This window comes from Archangium gephyra (genome assembly GCF_042230915.1).
Lineage (GTDB): Bacteria > Myxococcota > Myxococcia > Myxococcales > Myxococcaceae > Archangium > Archangium gephyra_B.
Window position 1 is genome coordinate 3,655,640 of the sequence record NZ_CP102578.1, and the last position, 16,353, is coordinate 3,671,992.

General features: G+C 71.3%; 9 protein-coding genes. 8 read left to right on the forward strand and 1 reads right to left on the reverse strand.

What is annotated here, in order from left to right; translation table 11 throughout:
• The first annotated feature begins 151 nt into the window (after positions 1 to 151).
• Both NR798_RS14750 and NR798_RS14755 read left to right on the forward strand, forming a co-directional pair.
• Positions 152 to 7,318, forward strand: a complete 7,167-nt coding sequence (locus tag NR798_RS14750) for a S8 family serine peptidase (protein ID WP_375772100.1) — start codon at positions 152 to 154, stop codon at positions 7,316 to 7,318.
• A 168-nt stretch (positions 7,319 to 7,486) separates the two neighbouring features.
• The gene (locus NR798_RS14755) at positions 7,487 to 7,870 is read left to right on the forward strand and encodes a hypothetical protein (protein ID WP_375772101.1); all 384 of its coding nucleotides are present in this window, start codon (positions 7,487 to 7,489) and stop codon (positions 7,868 to 7,870) included.
• Between the two features lie 79 nt (positions 7,871 to 7,949).
• Here the strand turns inward: NR798_RS14755 and NR798_RS14760 are convergent, their stop codons facing one another.
• On the reverse strand, positions 7,950 to 8,171 hold the full coding sequence (locus NR798_RS14760; RefSeq protein ID WP_375772102.1) for a YtxH domain-containing protein: 222 nt from the start codon (positions 8,169 to 8,171) through the stop codon (positions 7,950 to 7,952).
• A 359-nt stretch (positions 8,172 to 8,530) separates the two neighbouring features.
• Between NR798_RS14760 and NR798_RS14765 the strand changes: the two genes are divergently transcribed.
• Genes NR798_RS14765 through NR798_RS14790 form a run of 6 tightly spaced genes read left to right on the forward strand, consistent with a single transcriptional unit; the run spans position 8,531 to position 16,285 of the window.
• Positions 8,531 to 9,283 carry an OmpA family protein gene (locus NR798_RS14765; protein WP_375772103.1) on the forward strand — a complete coding sequence of 251 codons (753 nt, stop codon included), beginning with the start codon at positions 8,531 to 8,533 and terminating at the stop codon, positions 9,281 to 9,283.
• A gap of 27 nt (positions 9,284 to 9,310) precedes the next feature.
• The gene (locus NR798_RS14770) at positions 9,311 to 9,745 is read left to right on the forward strand and encodes a chemotaxis protein CheW (protein WP_375772104.1); all 435 of its coding nucleotides are present in this window, start codon (positions 9,311 to 9,313) and stop codon (positions 9,743 to 9,745) included.
• 3 nt (positions 9,746 to 9,748) lie between these two features.
• The gene (locus tag NR798_RS14775) at positions 9,749 to 10,129 is read left to right on the forward strand and encodes a protein CrdC (protein ID WP_375772105.1); all 381 of its coding nucleotides are present in this window, start codon (positions 9,749 to 9,751) and stop codon (positions 10,127 to 10,129) included.
• On the forward strand, positions 10,126 to 11,949 hold the full coding sequence (locus NR798_RS14780; protein WP_375772106.1) for a methyl-accepting chemotaxis protein: 1,824 nt from the start codon (positions 10,126 to 10,128) through the stop codon (positions 11,947 to 11,949). Before NR798_RS14775 ends, NR798_RS14780 begins: the two co-directional genes overlap by 4 nt.
• Positions 11,949 to 13,769, forward strand: coding sequence for a methyl-accepting chemotaxis protein (locus NR798_RS14785; protein ID WP_375772107.1), 1,821 nt, complete (start codon positions 11,949 to 11,951; stop codon positions 13,767 to 13,769). Before NR798_RS14780 ends, NR798_RS14785 begins: the two co-directional genes overlap by 1 nt.
• Positions 13,766 to 16,285 (forward strand): response regulator, encoded by a 2,520-nt coding sequence (locus tag NR798_RS14790; RefSeq protein WP_375772108.1) that lies wholly within the window; start codon positions 13,766 to 13,768, stop codon positions 16,283 to 16,285. Before NR798_RS14785 ends, NR798_RS14790 begins: the two co-directional genes overlap by 4 nt.
• The last annotated feature ends 68 nt before the right edge of the window (positions 16,286 to 16,353 follow it).

Below are 16,353 nucleotides of genomic sequence, written 5' to 3' on the forward strand. Positions count from 1 at the left end.
CGCGTCAGCGGAGCAGCCACCGGGTTTCGTCCGAGCGAGGTCATTGAGAAGACGTGGCCCGCTCGTCGTTCAAGGGGCAAGGACAATGAAGGAATCGGCGTACCGGCTGACCGGTATGCGCGCTCGTGGTGTTTCCACGAGAGTGCTTGGCGTGGCATGGCTCACGACGGCGTTGGCGTGTGGGGGCTCGGGGAACGAGCCTGGAAACCAACGGCTCGAGGGCTACCGTTCAGAGTCGCCGTTCCACAAGGTGCAGCTCAGCGCGCAACAGGCGGCCGAGCTGGAGAAGAAGGGCGCCCGGGTCCTCGGGGACTACGGCTCCTTCAAGCTGGTGCAGGTGGACGATGCCACGCTGAAGTCGCTGCCGGCGGCCTCGGACGTGGAGCTGCGCGATGACTACGATCACATCCTGCTGAACGCGGGGATGATCGACACCGCGTCCGCGAGCGCCCAGAACCTGCGCGGCATGCGCAAGACGGTGGCCACCACCGGCAAGCGCTTCCACCTGGTGCACTTCTCCGGCCCCGTGCGTGCCGAGTGGCTCGAGGAGCTGGCGGCCACGGGCGTCAAGGTGGTGACGTACGTCCCCAACAACGCCTACCTCGTCTATGGCGATGGCGCCGCGCTGAGCAGCCTGCAGCGGCACATCACCGCCTCCCGGACCATCCAGTGGGACGGCGAGTACCTGGACGACTACAAGCTGGATCCCTCCATCCAGACGATCGACACGCCCACCTACGCCATCCAGCTCATCAAGGACGAGGAGGCGAACGGCGAGACGCTGGCGCTCATCCGCGGGCTGCAGGCGCGCGAGGGCGTCGTCCAGGAGGCACTGGACTACGTGAACGTGGTGGCGTGGGTGGACCGCGCGGCGCTCAATGAGATCGTGCAGCGCCCGGACGTGCTGTCCATCCAGCCGCGCCCGCTGCGCAAGAAGTTCGACGAGCGGCAGGACATGATCCTCGCCGGGCAGATCACCGGCAACGCTCCGACGGGGCCGGGCTACCTGGCGTGGCTGGCGTCCAAGGGCTTCACCCAGGCGCAGTTCACCGCGTCCGGCTTCGGCGTGGACGTGAGCGACAGCGGCCTGGACAACGGCACGGCGACGCCCAACCACTTCGGCCTGTACGTCGACGGCAACGTCTCCAGCGCGAGCCGCGTCGTCTACGCCCGCCTGGAGGGCACGGCGAACTCGGGCAGCACCATTCAGGGCTGCGACGGACACGGCAACCTGAATGCCCACGTGGTGGCCGGCTACGTCAACCTGACGGGGGCCCCGCACACGGACACCAACGGCTTCACCCACGGCCTGGGCGTGGCGCCCTTCGTGAAGGTGGGCTCCTCGGTCGTCTTCGATCCGGGCAACTTCACGGATCCGGACTACGAGGACCTGCAGTCGCGCGCGTACCGCGATGGCATGCGCATCAGCTCCAACAGCTGGGGTGCCGCCTCCAACCTGTACGACGCGGACGCGCAGCGCTACGACGCGCTGGTGCGCGACGCGCAGCCCACGGGCTCGGCGGTGCCGAACCCGGGCAACCAGGAGATGTTCATCGCCTTCGCGGCGGGTAACGACGGCCCGACCACGAGCTCCATTGGCACTCCCGCCACGGCGAAGAACGTCATCAGCGTGGGCGCCTCGGAGAACGTCCGGCCCTTTGGTGCCGCGGACGGCTGCGGCACCGCCGACGGCGAGGCCAACAGCCTCTATGACGTGGCGTCCTTCTCCGGCCGAGGCCCCACCGCCGACGGCCGCAAGAAGCCGGACATCCAGGCTCCGGGCACGCACATCGGAGGCGGCGTGGCCCAGGTGGCCGGCCAGCGCTCCACCACGCCGGCCAACCCCAATGGCGCGGCGCTCTCCTGCTTCGATGGCACCGGCGTCTGCGGTGGCACCGGCACGAGCTTGTATTTCCCGTTGAGCCAGCAGTGGTACTCGGCCTCCTCGGGCACCAGTCACTCCACGCCCGCGGTGGCGGGTGCGGCGGCGCTCGTCCGCCAGTACTTCATCAACCAGGGCCGGACTCCGCCCAGCCCGGCGATGATGAAGGCCTTCCTGATGGGCTCCACCCGTTACATGACGGGCACGGGGGCCAACGACTCGCTCTACTCCAACAGCCAGGGCACCGGCCTGATGGACCTGGGTATGGCGTTCGACGGTGTCTCGCGTCTGATGGATGACCAGCGCCCGGAGAACCTCCTGCGCGCCACCGGCGAGACGCGGACCTTCACCAGCCGGGTGGATGATGCGACGAAGCCCTTCCGCGTGACGCTGGCGTGGACGGACGCCCCGGGCTCCACCACGGGCAGCGCCTGGAAGAACAACCTGGACCTCACCGTCACGGTGGGCGGCAACACGTACAAGGGCAACGTCTTCAGCGGCGCCAACTCCGTCACGGGCGGCAGCGCGGACACCCAGAACAACGTGGAGAGCGTCTTCCTGCCGGCGGGTGTCACCGGGCCCGTCACCGTGACGGTGACGGCCACCAACATCAACTCGGACGGCGTGCCCAACAACAGCACGGCGCTGGATCAGGACTTCGCGCTCGTCGTCTACAACGCCTGCTCCACCCCGGGTGGCACGCTCTCCGGAGTGACGGCCGCTCCGGGTGGCACCGGCAGCATCGACGTGAGCTGGACGCCCAATGGCGCGGCCTCCTACAACGTCTACCGGGCCCTCTCGGCGGGCGGGCCGTATACGCGCGTGGGCTCCGTGGCGGCACCTCCGTTCACGGACACCGGCCTGTCGGGCGGTACCACGTACCACTACGTGGTGCGCGCGGTGGAGTGCGCCGAGTCGCCGGACTCCAACGAGGCCTCGGCGGTGAGCACGGGCGTGTGCACGTTGCCTCCCACCTTCGCGGGGCTCACCTCCGTCAACAACGGGGCCTCCAGCACCTGCGCCAACACGCTGGCCTGGTCCGCGGCCAGACCCCTGTGCGGCGGCACGCTCAGCTACTCGGTGTACCGGAGCACCACGCCGGGCTTCACCCCGTCGTCGGCCAACCGGATCGCCACCGGGGTGACGGGCACCGCGTTCGCGGATGACCTGAACCTGACGCACGGCACCCCGTACTACTACGTGGTGCGCGCCACCGAGACGAGCACGGCCACCTTCGAGGAGACGAACACGGTCCAGCTGGGCGCCACGCCCACCGGCGCCGTGACTCCGGGGGTGCGCTACTTCGATGACTTCGACGCCAACCGCCCGGCCAGCGCCTCCGCGTACTGGATTCCCACGGTCACCACCGGCAGCGCGTCCACGGTGAAGATCTTCTCCGGCTGCCACTACCAGTCGGCCACGAACGCGTACCGGATGGCGTCGACCGGCACCACGTGCGGCGGCACCTACTCCACCAACCAGCAGATCGTGCTGGCGCTGGGCGGAAACGGCTCGGTGTCCGCGGACATCAACGGTTTCAACATCCCGTCCAGTCCCGTCAGCCCCCAGATGACGTTCAACGTCTGGTACAACCTCGAGTCGCGCTTCGACGGCGTCTGGCTCGTCTACAGCACCACCGGGGCGAGCGGACCGTGGACCAACGTGCCCGACGCGGTGTCGTCGACGCAGCCGTACATCTCGGCGGGCGGCTACGACAACACGCTCAGCAGCAGCACGACGACCCGCATCTGGACCTACCAGAGCATCAACGCCAACGGCTCGCTCAAGCCGGTCACCGTCAACCTGGGCGCGCTCGCCGGCCAGAAGGTGTGGTTCGGGTTCCGCCTCTACAGTGACAACTCCACCGGCTACGAGGGCTTCTACGTGGATGACGTCCGCATCACGGCGGACGCGGCGGCTGTCTGCACCACGAACATGCCGCCTCCGGGACCGGCCGTGGCCTACAAGGTGACCGGGCTCCCGGCCACGGTGGGCGCGGGCACGGAGTCGTCCCTGAGCGTGGCGGCGGTGGATGCCGTGGGCGTGGTGGCCAACAGCTACAGCGGCAGCGCGGCCCTCACCAGCACGGATCCCCGGGCGGTGCTGCCCTCCACCGCGGTCTTCTCCGCGGGCGTGGCGAGCGGTCTCCCCGTCACCTTCGCTACCCTGGGTGCGCAGTCCGTCACCGTGACGGACACGGCGAGCCCGGGGTTCACCGCCACGGCCAGCACCACCGTCACCGCGGGCCCCCCGGCTCGCATGGCCTTCACCGTCCAGCCCTCCAACGCGGTGGCCGGTGCGTCCATCACGCCCGCCGTGAAGGTGGGCCTGACGGATACGTACGGCAACCCGGTGACCACGGGCTCGTACAGCATCACCGTCGCCATTGGCGACAACGTGGGCGGTGGCACGCTGTCCGGCACCTCGACGGCCACCACGAGCAGCGGCGTCGCCACCTTCAGCGGCCTGTCCATCAACAAGGTGGGCACGGGCTACACGCTGACGGCCGCCGCCACCGGCCTCACCGGCGTCACCAGCTCGGGCTTCAACATCACCCCGGCCACGGCGAACAAGCTGCTCTACGTGACCCAGCCCGCCACCACGGAGGCGGGTGCGTTCATCACGCCTCCGGTGCAGGTGGCCATCGTGGACACGTACGGCAACGTGACCACCTCCACGTCCAACGTCACCCTCGCGCTGAGCGCCAGTCCGGGGGGCGCCACGCTCTCCGGCACCACCACGGTGGCGGCGGTGAAGGGTATTGCCACCTTCTCCAACCTGTCGCTCAACAAGGTGGGCCCCGGTAACCGGCTGACGGCGACCTCGGGCTCGTTCGCCAGCCTGAACAGCAATCTGTTCGAGGTGACGCCCGGCGCTCCGTACCGGGCCACCTTCACCCGGCAGCCCGCGGACGTGGCGGTGGGGGATCCCATCGCTCCGGCGGTCGAGGTCTCGCTGTATGACCGGTTCGGCAACCTGTCGACGCAGGCCAACTCTCCCGTGTCGGTGTCGCTGAGCTACAACACGAGTGGCGGGGCCCTGGGCGGCACCACCACCGTGGACGCGGTGAGCGGCGTGGCCACCTTCGGCGCGCTGACGGTGAACCGCCCCGGCGTCAACTACACCCTGGTGGCGGGAGGCAGTGGGCTCTTCCTGGACACCAGCGTGGGCTTCAACGTGAGCGCGGGTACTCCGGCGCGGCTTGCCTTCCGCGCGCCTCCGGCCAACGCGGTGGCGGGCGCGGTGCTCGCTCCCGTGACGGTGGAGGTGCAGGACCTGGAGGGCAACCTCAACACCGGCGCGAAGGCGGAGGTGACGCTCTCCCTGGGCGGTCCGGAGGGCGCTTCGCTCGGCGGCACCACCACGGTGGAGGCCGTCAATGGCGTGGCCACCTTCCCGGCGCTCTTCATCAATCGGGCGGCCACGGGCTACACGCTGAGCGCGAATGCCTCGGGCCTGAGCGGTGCCACCAGTGGCGCCTTCGACATCGCTCCGAGCGCGGTGGCGGCACTGGCCTTCTCCGTCCACCCGGGCAACGTGGCGGCGGGCGAGGCCTTCGCCCCGGTGGTGAAGGTCTCCATCCTGGACGAGTACGGCAACGTCGTGGCGAGCGCCCGTGACGAGGTCACCCTGTCCCTCGCGAGCAACCCGGAGGGCGCCTCGCTGGTGGGCACCCTGAAGGCGGCGGCCGTCAACGGCGTGGCCTCCTTCAACGACCTGTCCGTCAACCGGGTGGGCGCGGGCTACACGCTGGTCGCGGCCGCGGGCACCCTCAAGGGCGCGACGAGCTCGGTGTTCGACGTCGAGCCCGGCAAGTCCTCGCGGCTGGTGTTCAGGACGAGCCCCGCCTCCACCACGGCGGGCGCTGTCTTCGCTCCCCTCGAGGTGGAGATCCGCGATGCCCATGGCAACCCGGTGGCGGCGACGAACAGCATCACCCTGACGCTCCAGGGCGGCACGGGTGGCACGCTGGGCGGCACCACCACGGTGACGGCGAGCGGTGGCGTGGCGGCCTTCACTGACCTGGCCATCACCCAGGCGGCGGCGGGTTACCGGCTGCTGGCGCACGCGGACGGGCTGGTGGACGTCACCAGCGCGACCTTCGAGGTGTCTCCTGGTGCGGCGGCGGCGCTGGCCTTCACGGTCCAGCCCGGCGTCACGCAGGCGGGTGCTCCGGTGGGCCCGGCGGTCCGGGTGACCATCCGGGACGCCTACGGCAACGTCGTCACGGAGGCGTCGGACGCCATCACGCTCACCCTGGGCTCCAACCCGGGCAGTGCCACGCTGGCGGGCACCACCACGGTGGCGGCCGTCAACGGCGTGGCCACCTTCACGGACCTGTCGCTCGACCGCTCCGCCCGGGGCTACACGCTCCAGGCGAGCACCGCCTCGCTGGCTTCGGTGACGAGCTCGACGTTCGAGGTCACCACCGGGGCTCCGGCACGGCTGGTCTTCCGCGGTACGCCGGGCAAGACCGCGGCGGGTGCCTCGCTGGCCGCCATCGAGGTGGAGCTCCAGGACGCCCAGGGCAACGTGCTCTCCAGCAGCACCGCCCAGGTGAGCCTGAGCCTCGGCGCGAACCCGGGGGCCGGCGTGCTGCTCGGCACGGCTCCGGTGTCCGCGGTGAATGGCGTGGCGAGGTTCGAGGGCGTGTCCCTGCGCAAGGCCGCCAGCGGCTACACGCTGGTGGCGAGCGCCCAGGGCTTCGCGGGTGCGACGAGCGCGGCGTTCGAGGTGACGCCGGGCCCGGCAGCCAGCTACGCGCTGGTGCTCCCCGCGAGCGTCACCGCGGGCCAGGAGGTGACGCTCTCCGCCACGGCGTATGACGCCCATGGCAACGTGGCCACGTCCTACGCCAGCCCGGTCCGGGTGACGAGCTCGGACACGGCGGGCGTGCTCCCGGCCAGCGCGGCCTTCGTGGACGGCGTGCTCACCGGCCTGAAGGTGACGTTCCGGTCCTCGGGCCTGAAGACGCTCACCCTGACGGATGCCGAGCAGGCCAGCCTGAGCGGCGTCGCGCAGACGAACGTCACGCCCTTCGCACAGCCCACCGTGGCGGTGACGGAGCCGGCGGGCGGCACGGAGGTGTCCGGCAAGGTCCGCATCTCCGCCACGGGCGCGGTGGCCGCTGGCACCACGCCGGCCCAGCTCTCCCTCCTGGTGGATGGCGTGGTCATCGCCACCGGCAACGAGGCGGCGCTGTCGGCGGAGTGGGACAGCTCCAAGGTGCCGGGTGGCTCGGCGCACACCGTCACCGCGGTGTTCTCCGACAGCGCGGGTAACGTGGTGGGGTCCGCTCCGGTGGGCATCACCGTGAAGGCCGGGAGCTGCGGTTGCGGCGCCACCTCGGGTGCGGACGCGAGCCTCTACCTGGGGGTGTTCGCCCTGCTCCGGTTCGTGTCCGTGCGGCGGCGCCAGCAGCGCAAGGCGGCCTGAGCCGTGAGCGCGGTCCCGTGCGCGTGCTGAGCCGGCGCGCCGGGACCGGGCCGGGTGGGGCGTTGTGCTCCGCCCGGTTGCCTTGGAGACGAGCCGGTTGACCGGAACGCGCTGGTGTGGGGCACTCCCGCCAGCGCGTTCTGCTTTTCGAAGGCAAGGAGGTGCGGCATGGCATGGCTATCGGCCCAACTGGGCGCCTGGACGGTGGCGGTGTTGATGGGCGCGGGCGGGCCGGAGGCGGCGAGCGGCTCGAAGCTGAAGCAGCGGGCGGACGCGCTCGCGAGCGAGGCCCGGGCGCTGGCGAACCCGCGCGGCTGCGAGAAGGTGGAGGAGTGCGAGCTGGCGGGCTTCGGCCACAAGCCTTGCGGCGGGCCGCGCGAGTACATCGCCTTCTGCTCGCGGACGACGGACGTGAAGACGCTTCGGGCCCGGCTCGAGGCGCTCGAGAAGGCCGAGAAGGCGTGGCAGCAGGAGGCGGGCATCAAGTCCACCTGTGGCCTGACGCGCAAGCCGCGGCTCTGGTGGGCGGAGGGCGTGTGCCGCGCCCGGTAGGGTGAAACGCGGCCCACGCCGCACCGGCATTCACCGGGAGGGCGTGGGCCAGGGTGCTGGGCAACTTCCGAGGGACGGCTCAGTCGTCGGTCGCGTCCTCGACCTTGTCGCCGGCCTTCTCCATGGCGTCCCCAGTCTTCTCCGCCGCGTCCTCGGCCTTGTCGCCGGCCTTCTCCGCCGTGTCCCCGGTCTTCTCCGCGGCGCGCTCGGCGTCCGCCTTGGCGCCCTCCCGCGTGTGGCTGCAGCCCACTCCCGCCAACAGGGTTCCCAGCGCTACGGCGAGCAGTGCCTTCCTCGTCATGTCCCCTCCCGGTATGGGGCCCCGGCCTTCGGCTGCCGGCGCCTCGTCATGCGAAGGAAGGTACGGACGCTCCGACCTTCGTCCAGGGAGTTGAAAACAAGTGGGCCGCCCTACCGGCCGTGGGGCAGACGGCCAGGGGAGCGCCCGCCGTTCGTGACACGACTGGCACCTGGACGGACCGCGATTCCAGGGGACGGGTGGGCCGCCTCCGGCCTGGAAAATTCTTTGTCCTATCAAGGGGTTCGCGGCCTGGTTCAACCTTCCGATCGAGACAAAAGGCTTTGACTCAGCGTTCCAGGGCGGGCTACACGCGGACGGCTGTGACCCGTCCCCTGGACGACATCTTTTTCGGAGGAAAAATGCGTCGGATCTCGATGGCCGCGGGGCTCGCCCTCGCCATGACGGTGCTGGCTGGCTGCCCGCCGACCTACCCCAAGTGCAACAGCGATGAGACCTGCAAGGAGAAGGGCGAGGTCTGCGTCGCTGGCTCCTGCCAGGAGTGCGCCTCCGACGCCAACTGCAAGGAGGGCTTCGCCTGCCAGGAGAACAAGTGCGTGCCCAAGGGCCCCGAGTGCTCGCGCGATGAGCAGTGCACGGGTGGGAAGATCTGCGAGGCCGGCAAGTGCGCCGAGCCGCAGTGCACCTCCAAGGGCCAGTGCCAGGGCGCCCAGGAGTGCCAGAAGGGCCGCTGCGCGCTGCCGCCGGGCGCCTGCAACTCCAACACCGACTGCGGTGGGGACCAGGAGTGCAAGGACAACAAGTGCGTGGCCGCCGCCCAGAAGGCCGAGTGCAACTACGAGCCGCTGCGCTTCGGCTTCAACGAGGCCACCCTCAGCCCCGAGGCCCAGAGCCGGCTGGGTGAGCTGGCCCAGTGCCTGAAGGACGCGGGCGGCCGCATCGAGCTCGCCGGGCATGCGGACGAGCGTGGCACGGAGGAGTACAACCTCCAGCTGTCCCAGCGGCGCGCCGCCTCGGTGAAGAAGTACCTGGTGGACCTGGGCGTGCCGGCCGGCAACCTGAAGACGGTCGGCTATGGCGAGAACAAGCCGGCCGAGCAGGGCGCCTCCGAGGACGCCTGGGCGGCCAACCGTCGCGTCGAGTTCGTGCGCTAGCCGTCCTTGAGGTAGGCTGCGCGCGAAATGGCCTCGACCGAGACCGAGACGCGTCAGTCCTACCTCGTATTCGCCTGCGGCAGCAGCTGGTACGCCGTGCCCGCTGAGTGCGCGGCGGAAGTCGTCAGCTTTCCGGAGCTGACGCGGGTGCCCGGAGCCCCCGGGCACCTGTTGGGTGTGTTCGCCCACCGCGGGGAGGTCATCCCCGTGGTGGACATGAGCATGCTGGTATCCGGGGAGAACGAACCCACCCGCCGCGCCGTGCTGGTGCGGCTCACGCGTGGCACCCTGGCCCTCACGGCCAGCCGGGTCGCCGGCGTGTCCCAGGTGGACGGCCGCCTCGAGCCCCTGGGCGCCAACGGGGTGCACCTCCACCTGCGAGGGCCCGCACGCAGCGCCCAGCGCGACGTGGCGGTCATCGATCCCGAGGGGCTGTTCGATCACCTCAGCCAGGGAAGCTGAGCCATGGCCACGGGCAGCCGCAGCATCACGGGCATGCTCCTGTGCCGGGCGGGCCACCAGCGGGTGGCGTTCTCCGCGCACGAGGTGGCCACCATCGAGTCGCCTGGCACCTTCGGGGGGCTGGCCGGTTCGGCGTGCCAGGCCTTTGGCGCGGCCACCGGGGCCGAGCGCATCCTCGTGGCCGCCTCGGGTGAGGCGGTGGGCGTGGACGCGCTGGAGATCGATTCCGAGCCGCACACCGTGTTGCCGGCGCCGACGGTGCTGGAGCGGGTGGCGGGGGGCAGCCTGCGCGGCTTCGTGCAGCTGCGCGGCGGGCTGTGGCCCTTGATGTCACTGGTGGAGTTCGGGCGTTTCCTGGCGCCTGGGGCCCGGGAGGCCGCATGAGCGGGTTGGAGGGAGTGAAGGGGAGCGGACCCGAGGGCCTGAAGGGCCTGTCCATCTGGACCACGCAGCCGTCCTGGCTGGGAGGGACGGTGGGGCTGGGACTGGCGCTGTTCTACGGCCGGCTCACCCACTCGGTGCCCGAGGGCCAGGGGGGGCTCTTCCTGGGGTTGTTGCTGGCGGTGCTGGTGATGAACGCCGTGCTGTCCGGCGCCCAGGAGCGTCACGCGCTGCGCGTGCTGCGGGCGGTGGAGCAGGGGCGGCTGCCCCCCAATCCGGACAACCTGCGCCGCGCGCTCCAGGAGGTCCGCCGCATCCCCGGGCGCTGCTTCTGGTTCACGATCCAGGGCTGGCTGGGGGGCGCGCTGCTGCTGGCGGCGGCGTTCCCTCCCCTGGCGGACGCCCCGTGGAGCATGGGGATGCGCATCGGCCTGGTGGGCATGTCGCTCGGCCCGCTGTCCGCGATGCTCGTCTACCTCATGGTGGTGCGCCGGGGCCGCCGGGCCGCCGAGCGCATCGCCGCGCAGGGCCTGTCCCCGCAGGAGGTCATCGCCGCGCTTCCCTCCGAGCGGCTGCGGCTGCGGCGGCGGCTGGTGATGTTCACCGCGGTGGCGGTGCTCAGCCCGTCCGTCTTCATCCTCGATGTGTCGGTGAGCCGCACGCTGAGCACCTTCGATCAGATCCAGGCGGCCCGGGGTGAGCCCGAGGTGCAGCAGCAGGTGGTGCACAAGGCCCGCCGCGCCACCGGTCTGCCGCTGGGGGTGCTCGCCGGGCTGGTGGTGCTGCTGGTGGTGGGCACGTCCTACGTGGCGGGCACGGCGCTGGCCGAGCCCCTGCGGGCCCTGTCCGAGGACGCCACCCGCATCGCCCAGGGCGAGGTGCGCACCCCGCGCTTCATCCCCGCCGAGGACGAGGTGTGGGCCGTGTCTGGCGCCTTCACCCGCATGCAGGCGCAGCTGGCCCAGGCGCTCGTGCAGTTGCAGCGCGCGGGACTTCAAATCTCCTCCACCACCGAGCAGCTGGTGGCCACCTCGGCGGACCAGGAGTCCGGGGCGGGGGAGCAGGCCATCTCGCTCAACGAGACGCGGGCCACCACCGAGGAACTGGCGCGCTCGGCGCAGCAGATCGCCGTCAACGCCGAGTCGGTGTCGGCCATGGCGGAGACGACCTTCGGGGCGGCGCAGAGCGGGCAGCGCAGCGCGGCGGCCTTCCTCGCCGCCATGCACCGCATGAAGGGCGACAACCAGGCCATCGCCGACGCCGTGGTGCGGCTCAACAAGCGGGTGCAGCAGATCGGCAAGGTGGTGGAGTTCATCAACGAGATCGCCGACAAGTCGGACCTGCTGGCGCTCAACGCCGAGCTGGAGGGCACCAAGGCGGGTGAGCCCGGCCGGGGCTTCTCGCTGGTGGCCGCGGAGATGCGCCGGCTGGCGGAGAACGTGCTGTCCTCCACCCTGGCCATCGAGCGGCTCATCGATGAAATCCGCGACGCCACCCAGGCGGCGGTGATGGCTACCGAGGCGGGCCTGAAGACGACGGATCGCGGCGCCTCGCTGGCGGCACAGGTGGACCAGAGCCTGGGCCTCATCCTCGAGCTGGCGCGGCAGACGTCGCACGCCGTGCGCTCCATCTCCCTGGCCACCCAGCAGCAGCAGACGGGCACGGACCAGCTCGCCGCCGCCATGGGCGACATCCTTCGTGTCACCGAGGAGAACGCCGAGGCCACCCAGCAGATGGTGGCCGCCAACACGGACCTGTCCGCGCTGGCGAGGGATCTCAAGGCCACGGTGCAGCGCTTCCGCGTGGCGGAGAGGGAGGGGTGATGCGGACTCCACGCATGCTTCGTGTCCGGCGTCCCTTCAGCCTGCATCTGGTGATGGCGGTCGTCTACGCCAACTTCACCACCTTCGTGCTCAGCGGGCGCTACTCGCAGCTCACCCTCGGGGAGCGGCTGGACGAGAGCTTCCCGCTGATCCTCAAGCTGCTGGGCGTCTTCTCCTGCATCGCCATCGTGGGGCAGGTGGTCCTCTGCCTGCGCCGGATGCGGGTGCTGCTCGGTGTGGAGGCCGCCGAAGGGGCGAGCACGCCGGAGCAGCTCGGGCAGGCCCTGCTCGAGGTCCACCGCCTCGCGGACTTCACCTTCGTCTCCACGCTCGCCACGTGGCTGCTCACCCCCGTCTTCGTCAACCTGGGGCTGTGGGTGAGCGGCGCGTCCATGAGTCTGGTGGAGGTGCTGCGCGTCAGCTGGCCGGGGCTGCTCTTCGGCCCGCTCTCCGCGCTGCTGACGTACTGCATGGTCACCCTGCGGGCCCGGCGCGTGGTGCTGGACATGGCCCCGCTGGGCCTGACGCCCGAGCTGGCCATCTCCGTGGCGCCCCGGCGCTCGCAGATCCGCCTGCGGCTGAGCCTCTTCACCGGCATCGTCGTGGTGACGCCGGCGGCGCTCATCTGGGACGTGTGCTCGTCGCTGGCCAACCGGGCCTTCGATCAGGTGTTGGCGGAGACCAACCCGGTGCGGCAGGCGGAGCTGGCCGAGCACTTGCGCTCCGAGGCGCTGTTGTCCGGTGGCGCGCTGTGCGTGCTCGTCTTCGGGGTGGCGCTGGCCGCCGCCTACCTGGGCGGTACGCTGCTGGGCCGTCCCATGCGCCAGCTGGGCGAGGACGCCCACCGCATCGCCGAGGGGGACCTCAGCCGTCCGCGCGTCATCCCCGCCGAGGACGAGGTGTGGGCTGTCTCGGCTGCCTTCTCCACCATGCGCGCCCACCTGGCGGACGTGCTCGCCCAGTTGCAGCGCGCCGGCTACCGCATCGGCACCACCACCGAGGAGATCCTCTCCACCTCCGCGCGCTACGAGGGCGGTGCCGCCGAGCAGGCCAGCTCGCTGGACGAGACGAGCGCCACCACCGAGGAGCTGGCACGCTCGGCCCGGCAGATCGCCGAGAACGCCGGCTCGGTGGCGGAGATCGCCCACAAGACGCTTGCGGCCGCCCGGCAGGGGCAGGCCAGCGCCGAGGCCTTCCTGGAGACGATGAACCGCATGCGCCACGACAACCAAGCCATCGCCACCGCGGTGGCCCGGTTGAACAAGCGCGTGCAGCAGATCGGGAAGATCGTCGAGTTCATCAACGGCGTGGCCGACAAGTCGGACCTGCTCGCGCTCAACGCCGAGCTGGAGGGCACCAAGGCGGGCGAGGTGGGGCAGGGCTTCTCGCTGGTGGCCGCGGAGATGCGCCGGCTGGCGGAGAACGTCATCGAGTCCACCAAGGAGATCGAAGGGCTCATCGAGGAGGTGCAGGACGCCTCGGGCGGCGCGGTGATGGCCACCGAGGGCGGCGTGCGCGCCACCGAGACGGGCACCTCGCTGGCGCAGCAGGTGTCCGAGTCGCTGCGGCAGATCGTCGAGCTGGCCGGGCGCACGTCGGACGCGGTGCGGGCCATCTCGCTGGCCACCCAGCAGCAGCAGGGTGGAACGGATCTGCTGGCCGAGGCCATGGCGGACATCCTGCGCATTACCCAGCAGAGCCACAACGCCACCAAGCAGGTGATTAGCGCCAACGGCGACCTGTCCACGCTGGCTCGTGACTTGAGAGGAGTGGTGGAGCGCTTCCAGATCGATCCGCCTGCGCCAGGAGGCAAGGTGTGAGCGCGCGGGAGAAGCTGCTCAAGCAATTCCGCGAGCTGGTGGGGGTGCGCCTGGAGCGCATCAATCGCCGCATCGTGGAGCTGGAGGCGGGCGCGAGCCTGGAGGCCGGCCGTACCGTGCTGCGCGAGCTGCACGGGCTGAAGGGCGAGGCCCGGATGATGGGCTTCGAGGCCATCAACTCCGTCGTGCACGAGATGGAGGAACTGGTGCGCTCCACCGAGCGCGCCGAGCATGCGCTGTCCGCCGGCTCCATCGACGCGCTGCTCCAGGCCGGAGACGCGGTGCTGGTGCTGGCCGGGGCAACGCCCGGGGCCTCGTCCGAGCCGGCCCAGACGGCCCCCGAGGTGGGCAAGCTGGTGCGTTGGCTGCAGGAGTGCACCCGCGCCGAGGCCTCCGGTCCGGTGGGCTCCGCCGCCACGCCGGGCCCGGCGCAGGCTCCGGCGCCCCGGGGAGAGCCCGCGGCGACGCCCGCGCGCAAGGAGTCCCCGGAGGCCGAGTCAAAGCCCAGGGAGCGGGATGACCGGGAGGAGGTCACCCCCACGTGGGGCTCGGCCCCGCTGGGCGTCTCGATGCCCTCGCTGGTGTCCCGGCAGGCCCCGTCCCCGCAGGCACCCGCTCCCGCTCCCGCGCACGCCGCGCAGCGGGCTCCCCTGGTGGGCCGGTCGGTGCCGGTGGAGCCTCCTCGGGTGCAGGCCTCCGCGGCGACCGTGGCCACCACCACCATCAGCCGGATGCCGCCGGCCTCGCCCGAGGTACCGGTCCGGACGGGCTCGGTGCCGGGCGTGCGCGCGGGAGACCGGGCGGACGGTTCGGTGCGCATCGGCGTGGCGAGCCTGGATCTGCTGACGAGCGCGGTGACGAACCTCACTCAGGTGTCGCGCCGCCGCGAGCTGGCGACGGCACGGCGGTTGGAGCTGGCCCGCGAACTGAGCCTGCTGGCGCGGGCCGCGGAGGACCTGGGACCGGCGGCCGCCGCGCTGTCGGAGCGGCTCGGCAGGACGAAGGAGCTGGCCGCCGCGCTCCACCGCGAGGCGAAGCTGCTGGCGAACGAGGAGCTGCGCGACCTGGGCTACGTGGCCGAGGAGGTGCAGCGCCTGCGCATGCTTCCGCTCTCCGTCCTCTTCGAGCCCTATCCGCGCATGGTGAGGGATCTGGCGCGCGAGCTGGGCAAGGAAGTGGAGCTGGTGGTGGACGGCGAGGACACCCGCGCCGACCGGGCGGTGGTGGAGGCGCTGAGGGATCCCCTGCTGCACCTGGTGCGCAACGCGCTGGACCACGGGCTGGAGTCCCGGGTGGACCGGGTGGCCACGGGCAAGCACCCGCGCGGGCGGCTGACGTTGGGGGCCTCGCGGGATGGCAACCGGCTGGTGCTGCGGGTGCAGGATGACGGCGTGGGCCTGGAGCCCGCGCTGCTGCGCCGGGCGGCGGTGCGCAAGGGCTTCCTGGACGAGGCCTCGGCCTCGGCGCTGACGGACCAGGCGGCGCGCGAGCTCATCTTCCTCTCGGGCTTCACCTCACGCGAGGTGGCCACGGACATCTCCGGGCGCGGCGTGGGGCTGGACGCGGTGCGCAGCTCGCTCAGGGCCCTGGGCGGCGACGTGTTGGTGGCGTCCACGCCGGGCCGGGGCACGCGCTTCGAGCTCCGGGTGCCGGTGTCCCTCACCGTGTCGCCGCTGCTCTTCGTGAAGGTGGCCGAGGAGACGCTCTGCCTGAGCGCCGTCCACGTCTCGCGGGCGATGAAGGTGGAGGCCTCGCAGATCAAGGAAGTGGCCGGGCGCGCGGTGCTGCTGGTGGATGATCAGCCCATGCCCTTCGCCTCGCTGGGGGCCATGCTGGGGCTGGGGCCGGACGAGGTGGCGGGCGAGGGGGCCCTGGTGCTGGTGGTGCGCAGCCAGGGCGCCACGGCCGCGCTCGCGGTGGACCGGGTACTGGAGGAGAGCGTCCAGGCCATCCTGCCGCTCAAGGGGCTGATGGCGCACTTCCCGCACCTCACGGGCGCCACCACCCTGGCGGACGGCCGGCTCGCCATGGTGCTGTCGGCGGCCCACCTCATCGCCAGCGCCCAGGGCGCCATGGGCCTGCGGATTCCCCGCGCGCCCGCGGCCACCCGTCCCCCTGCCGCCCCCCGCCGCCGCATCCTCGTGGTGGACGACTCCCCCCTCACCCGGGAGCTGATCGGCTCCCTGCTGGAGGCCGTGGGGTACGATGTCGTCATGGCCACCGACGGCGTGGAGGCCCTGGACTTCCTCAACGGGGGCCTCAATGGGAGCCCCAACGGTCCCAAGGTGGACCTGGTCTGCACCGATCTGGAGATGCCCCGGGTGGACGGGTTGGAGCTGACCCGCCGCCTCAAGGAGCATGCAACCCACAAGGTCCTCCCGGTGGTCATCCTCACCACGCGTGGAGGAGAGGAGGACCGGCAGCGTGGGTTGGCGGCGGGTGCCGACGGCTACATCACCAAGGGTGACCTGGTGCGTCAGGATCTGGTGGATGTGGTGGGCCGTCTCCTGGGCTGACATGCGCCTGCGGGACAGTGGCCCATCTTGGGTATACTCGGGGCGTCGCGCACGGGGTATGGAAGCCA

What these genes read in the sequence shown, in the direction of transcription:
- NR798_RS14755 (WP_375772101.1), top strand. Translation starts at nt 7,487, where the DNA reads ATGGCATGGCTATCGGCCCAACTGGGCGCCTGGACGGTGGCGGTGTTG.
- NR798_RS14760 (WP_375772102.1), bottom strand. Translation starts at nt 8,171, where the DNA reads ATGACGAGGAAGGCACTGCTCGCCGTAGCGCTGGGAACCCTGTTGGCG.
- NR798_RS14765 (WP_375772103.1), top strand. Translation starts at nt 8,531, where the DNA reads ATGCGTCGGATCTCGATGGCCGCGGGGCTCGCCCTCGCCATGACGGTG.
- NR798_RS14770 (WP_375772104.1), top strand. Translation starts at nt 9,311, where the DNA reads ATGGCCTCGACCGAGACCGAGACGCGTCAGTCCTACCTCGTATTCGCC.
- NR798_RS14775 (WP_375772105.1), top strand. Translation starts at nt 9,749, where the DNA reads ATGGCCACGGGCAGCCGCAGCATCACGGGCATGCTCCTGTGCCGGGCG.
- NR798_RS14780 (WP_375772106.1), top strand. Translation starts at nt 10,126, where the DNA reads ATGAGCGGGTTGGAGGGAGTGAAGGGGAGCGGACCCGAGGGCCTGAAG.
- NR798_RS14785 (WP_375772107.1), top strand. Translation starts at nt 11,949, where the DNA reads ATGCGGACTCCACGCATGCTTCGTGTCCGGCGTCCCTTCAGCCTGCAT.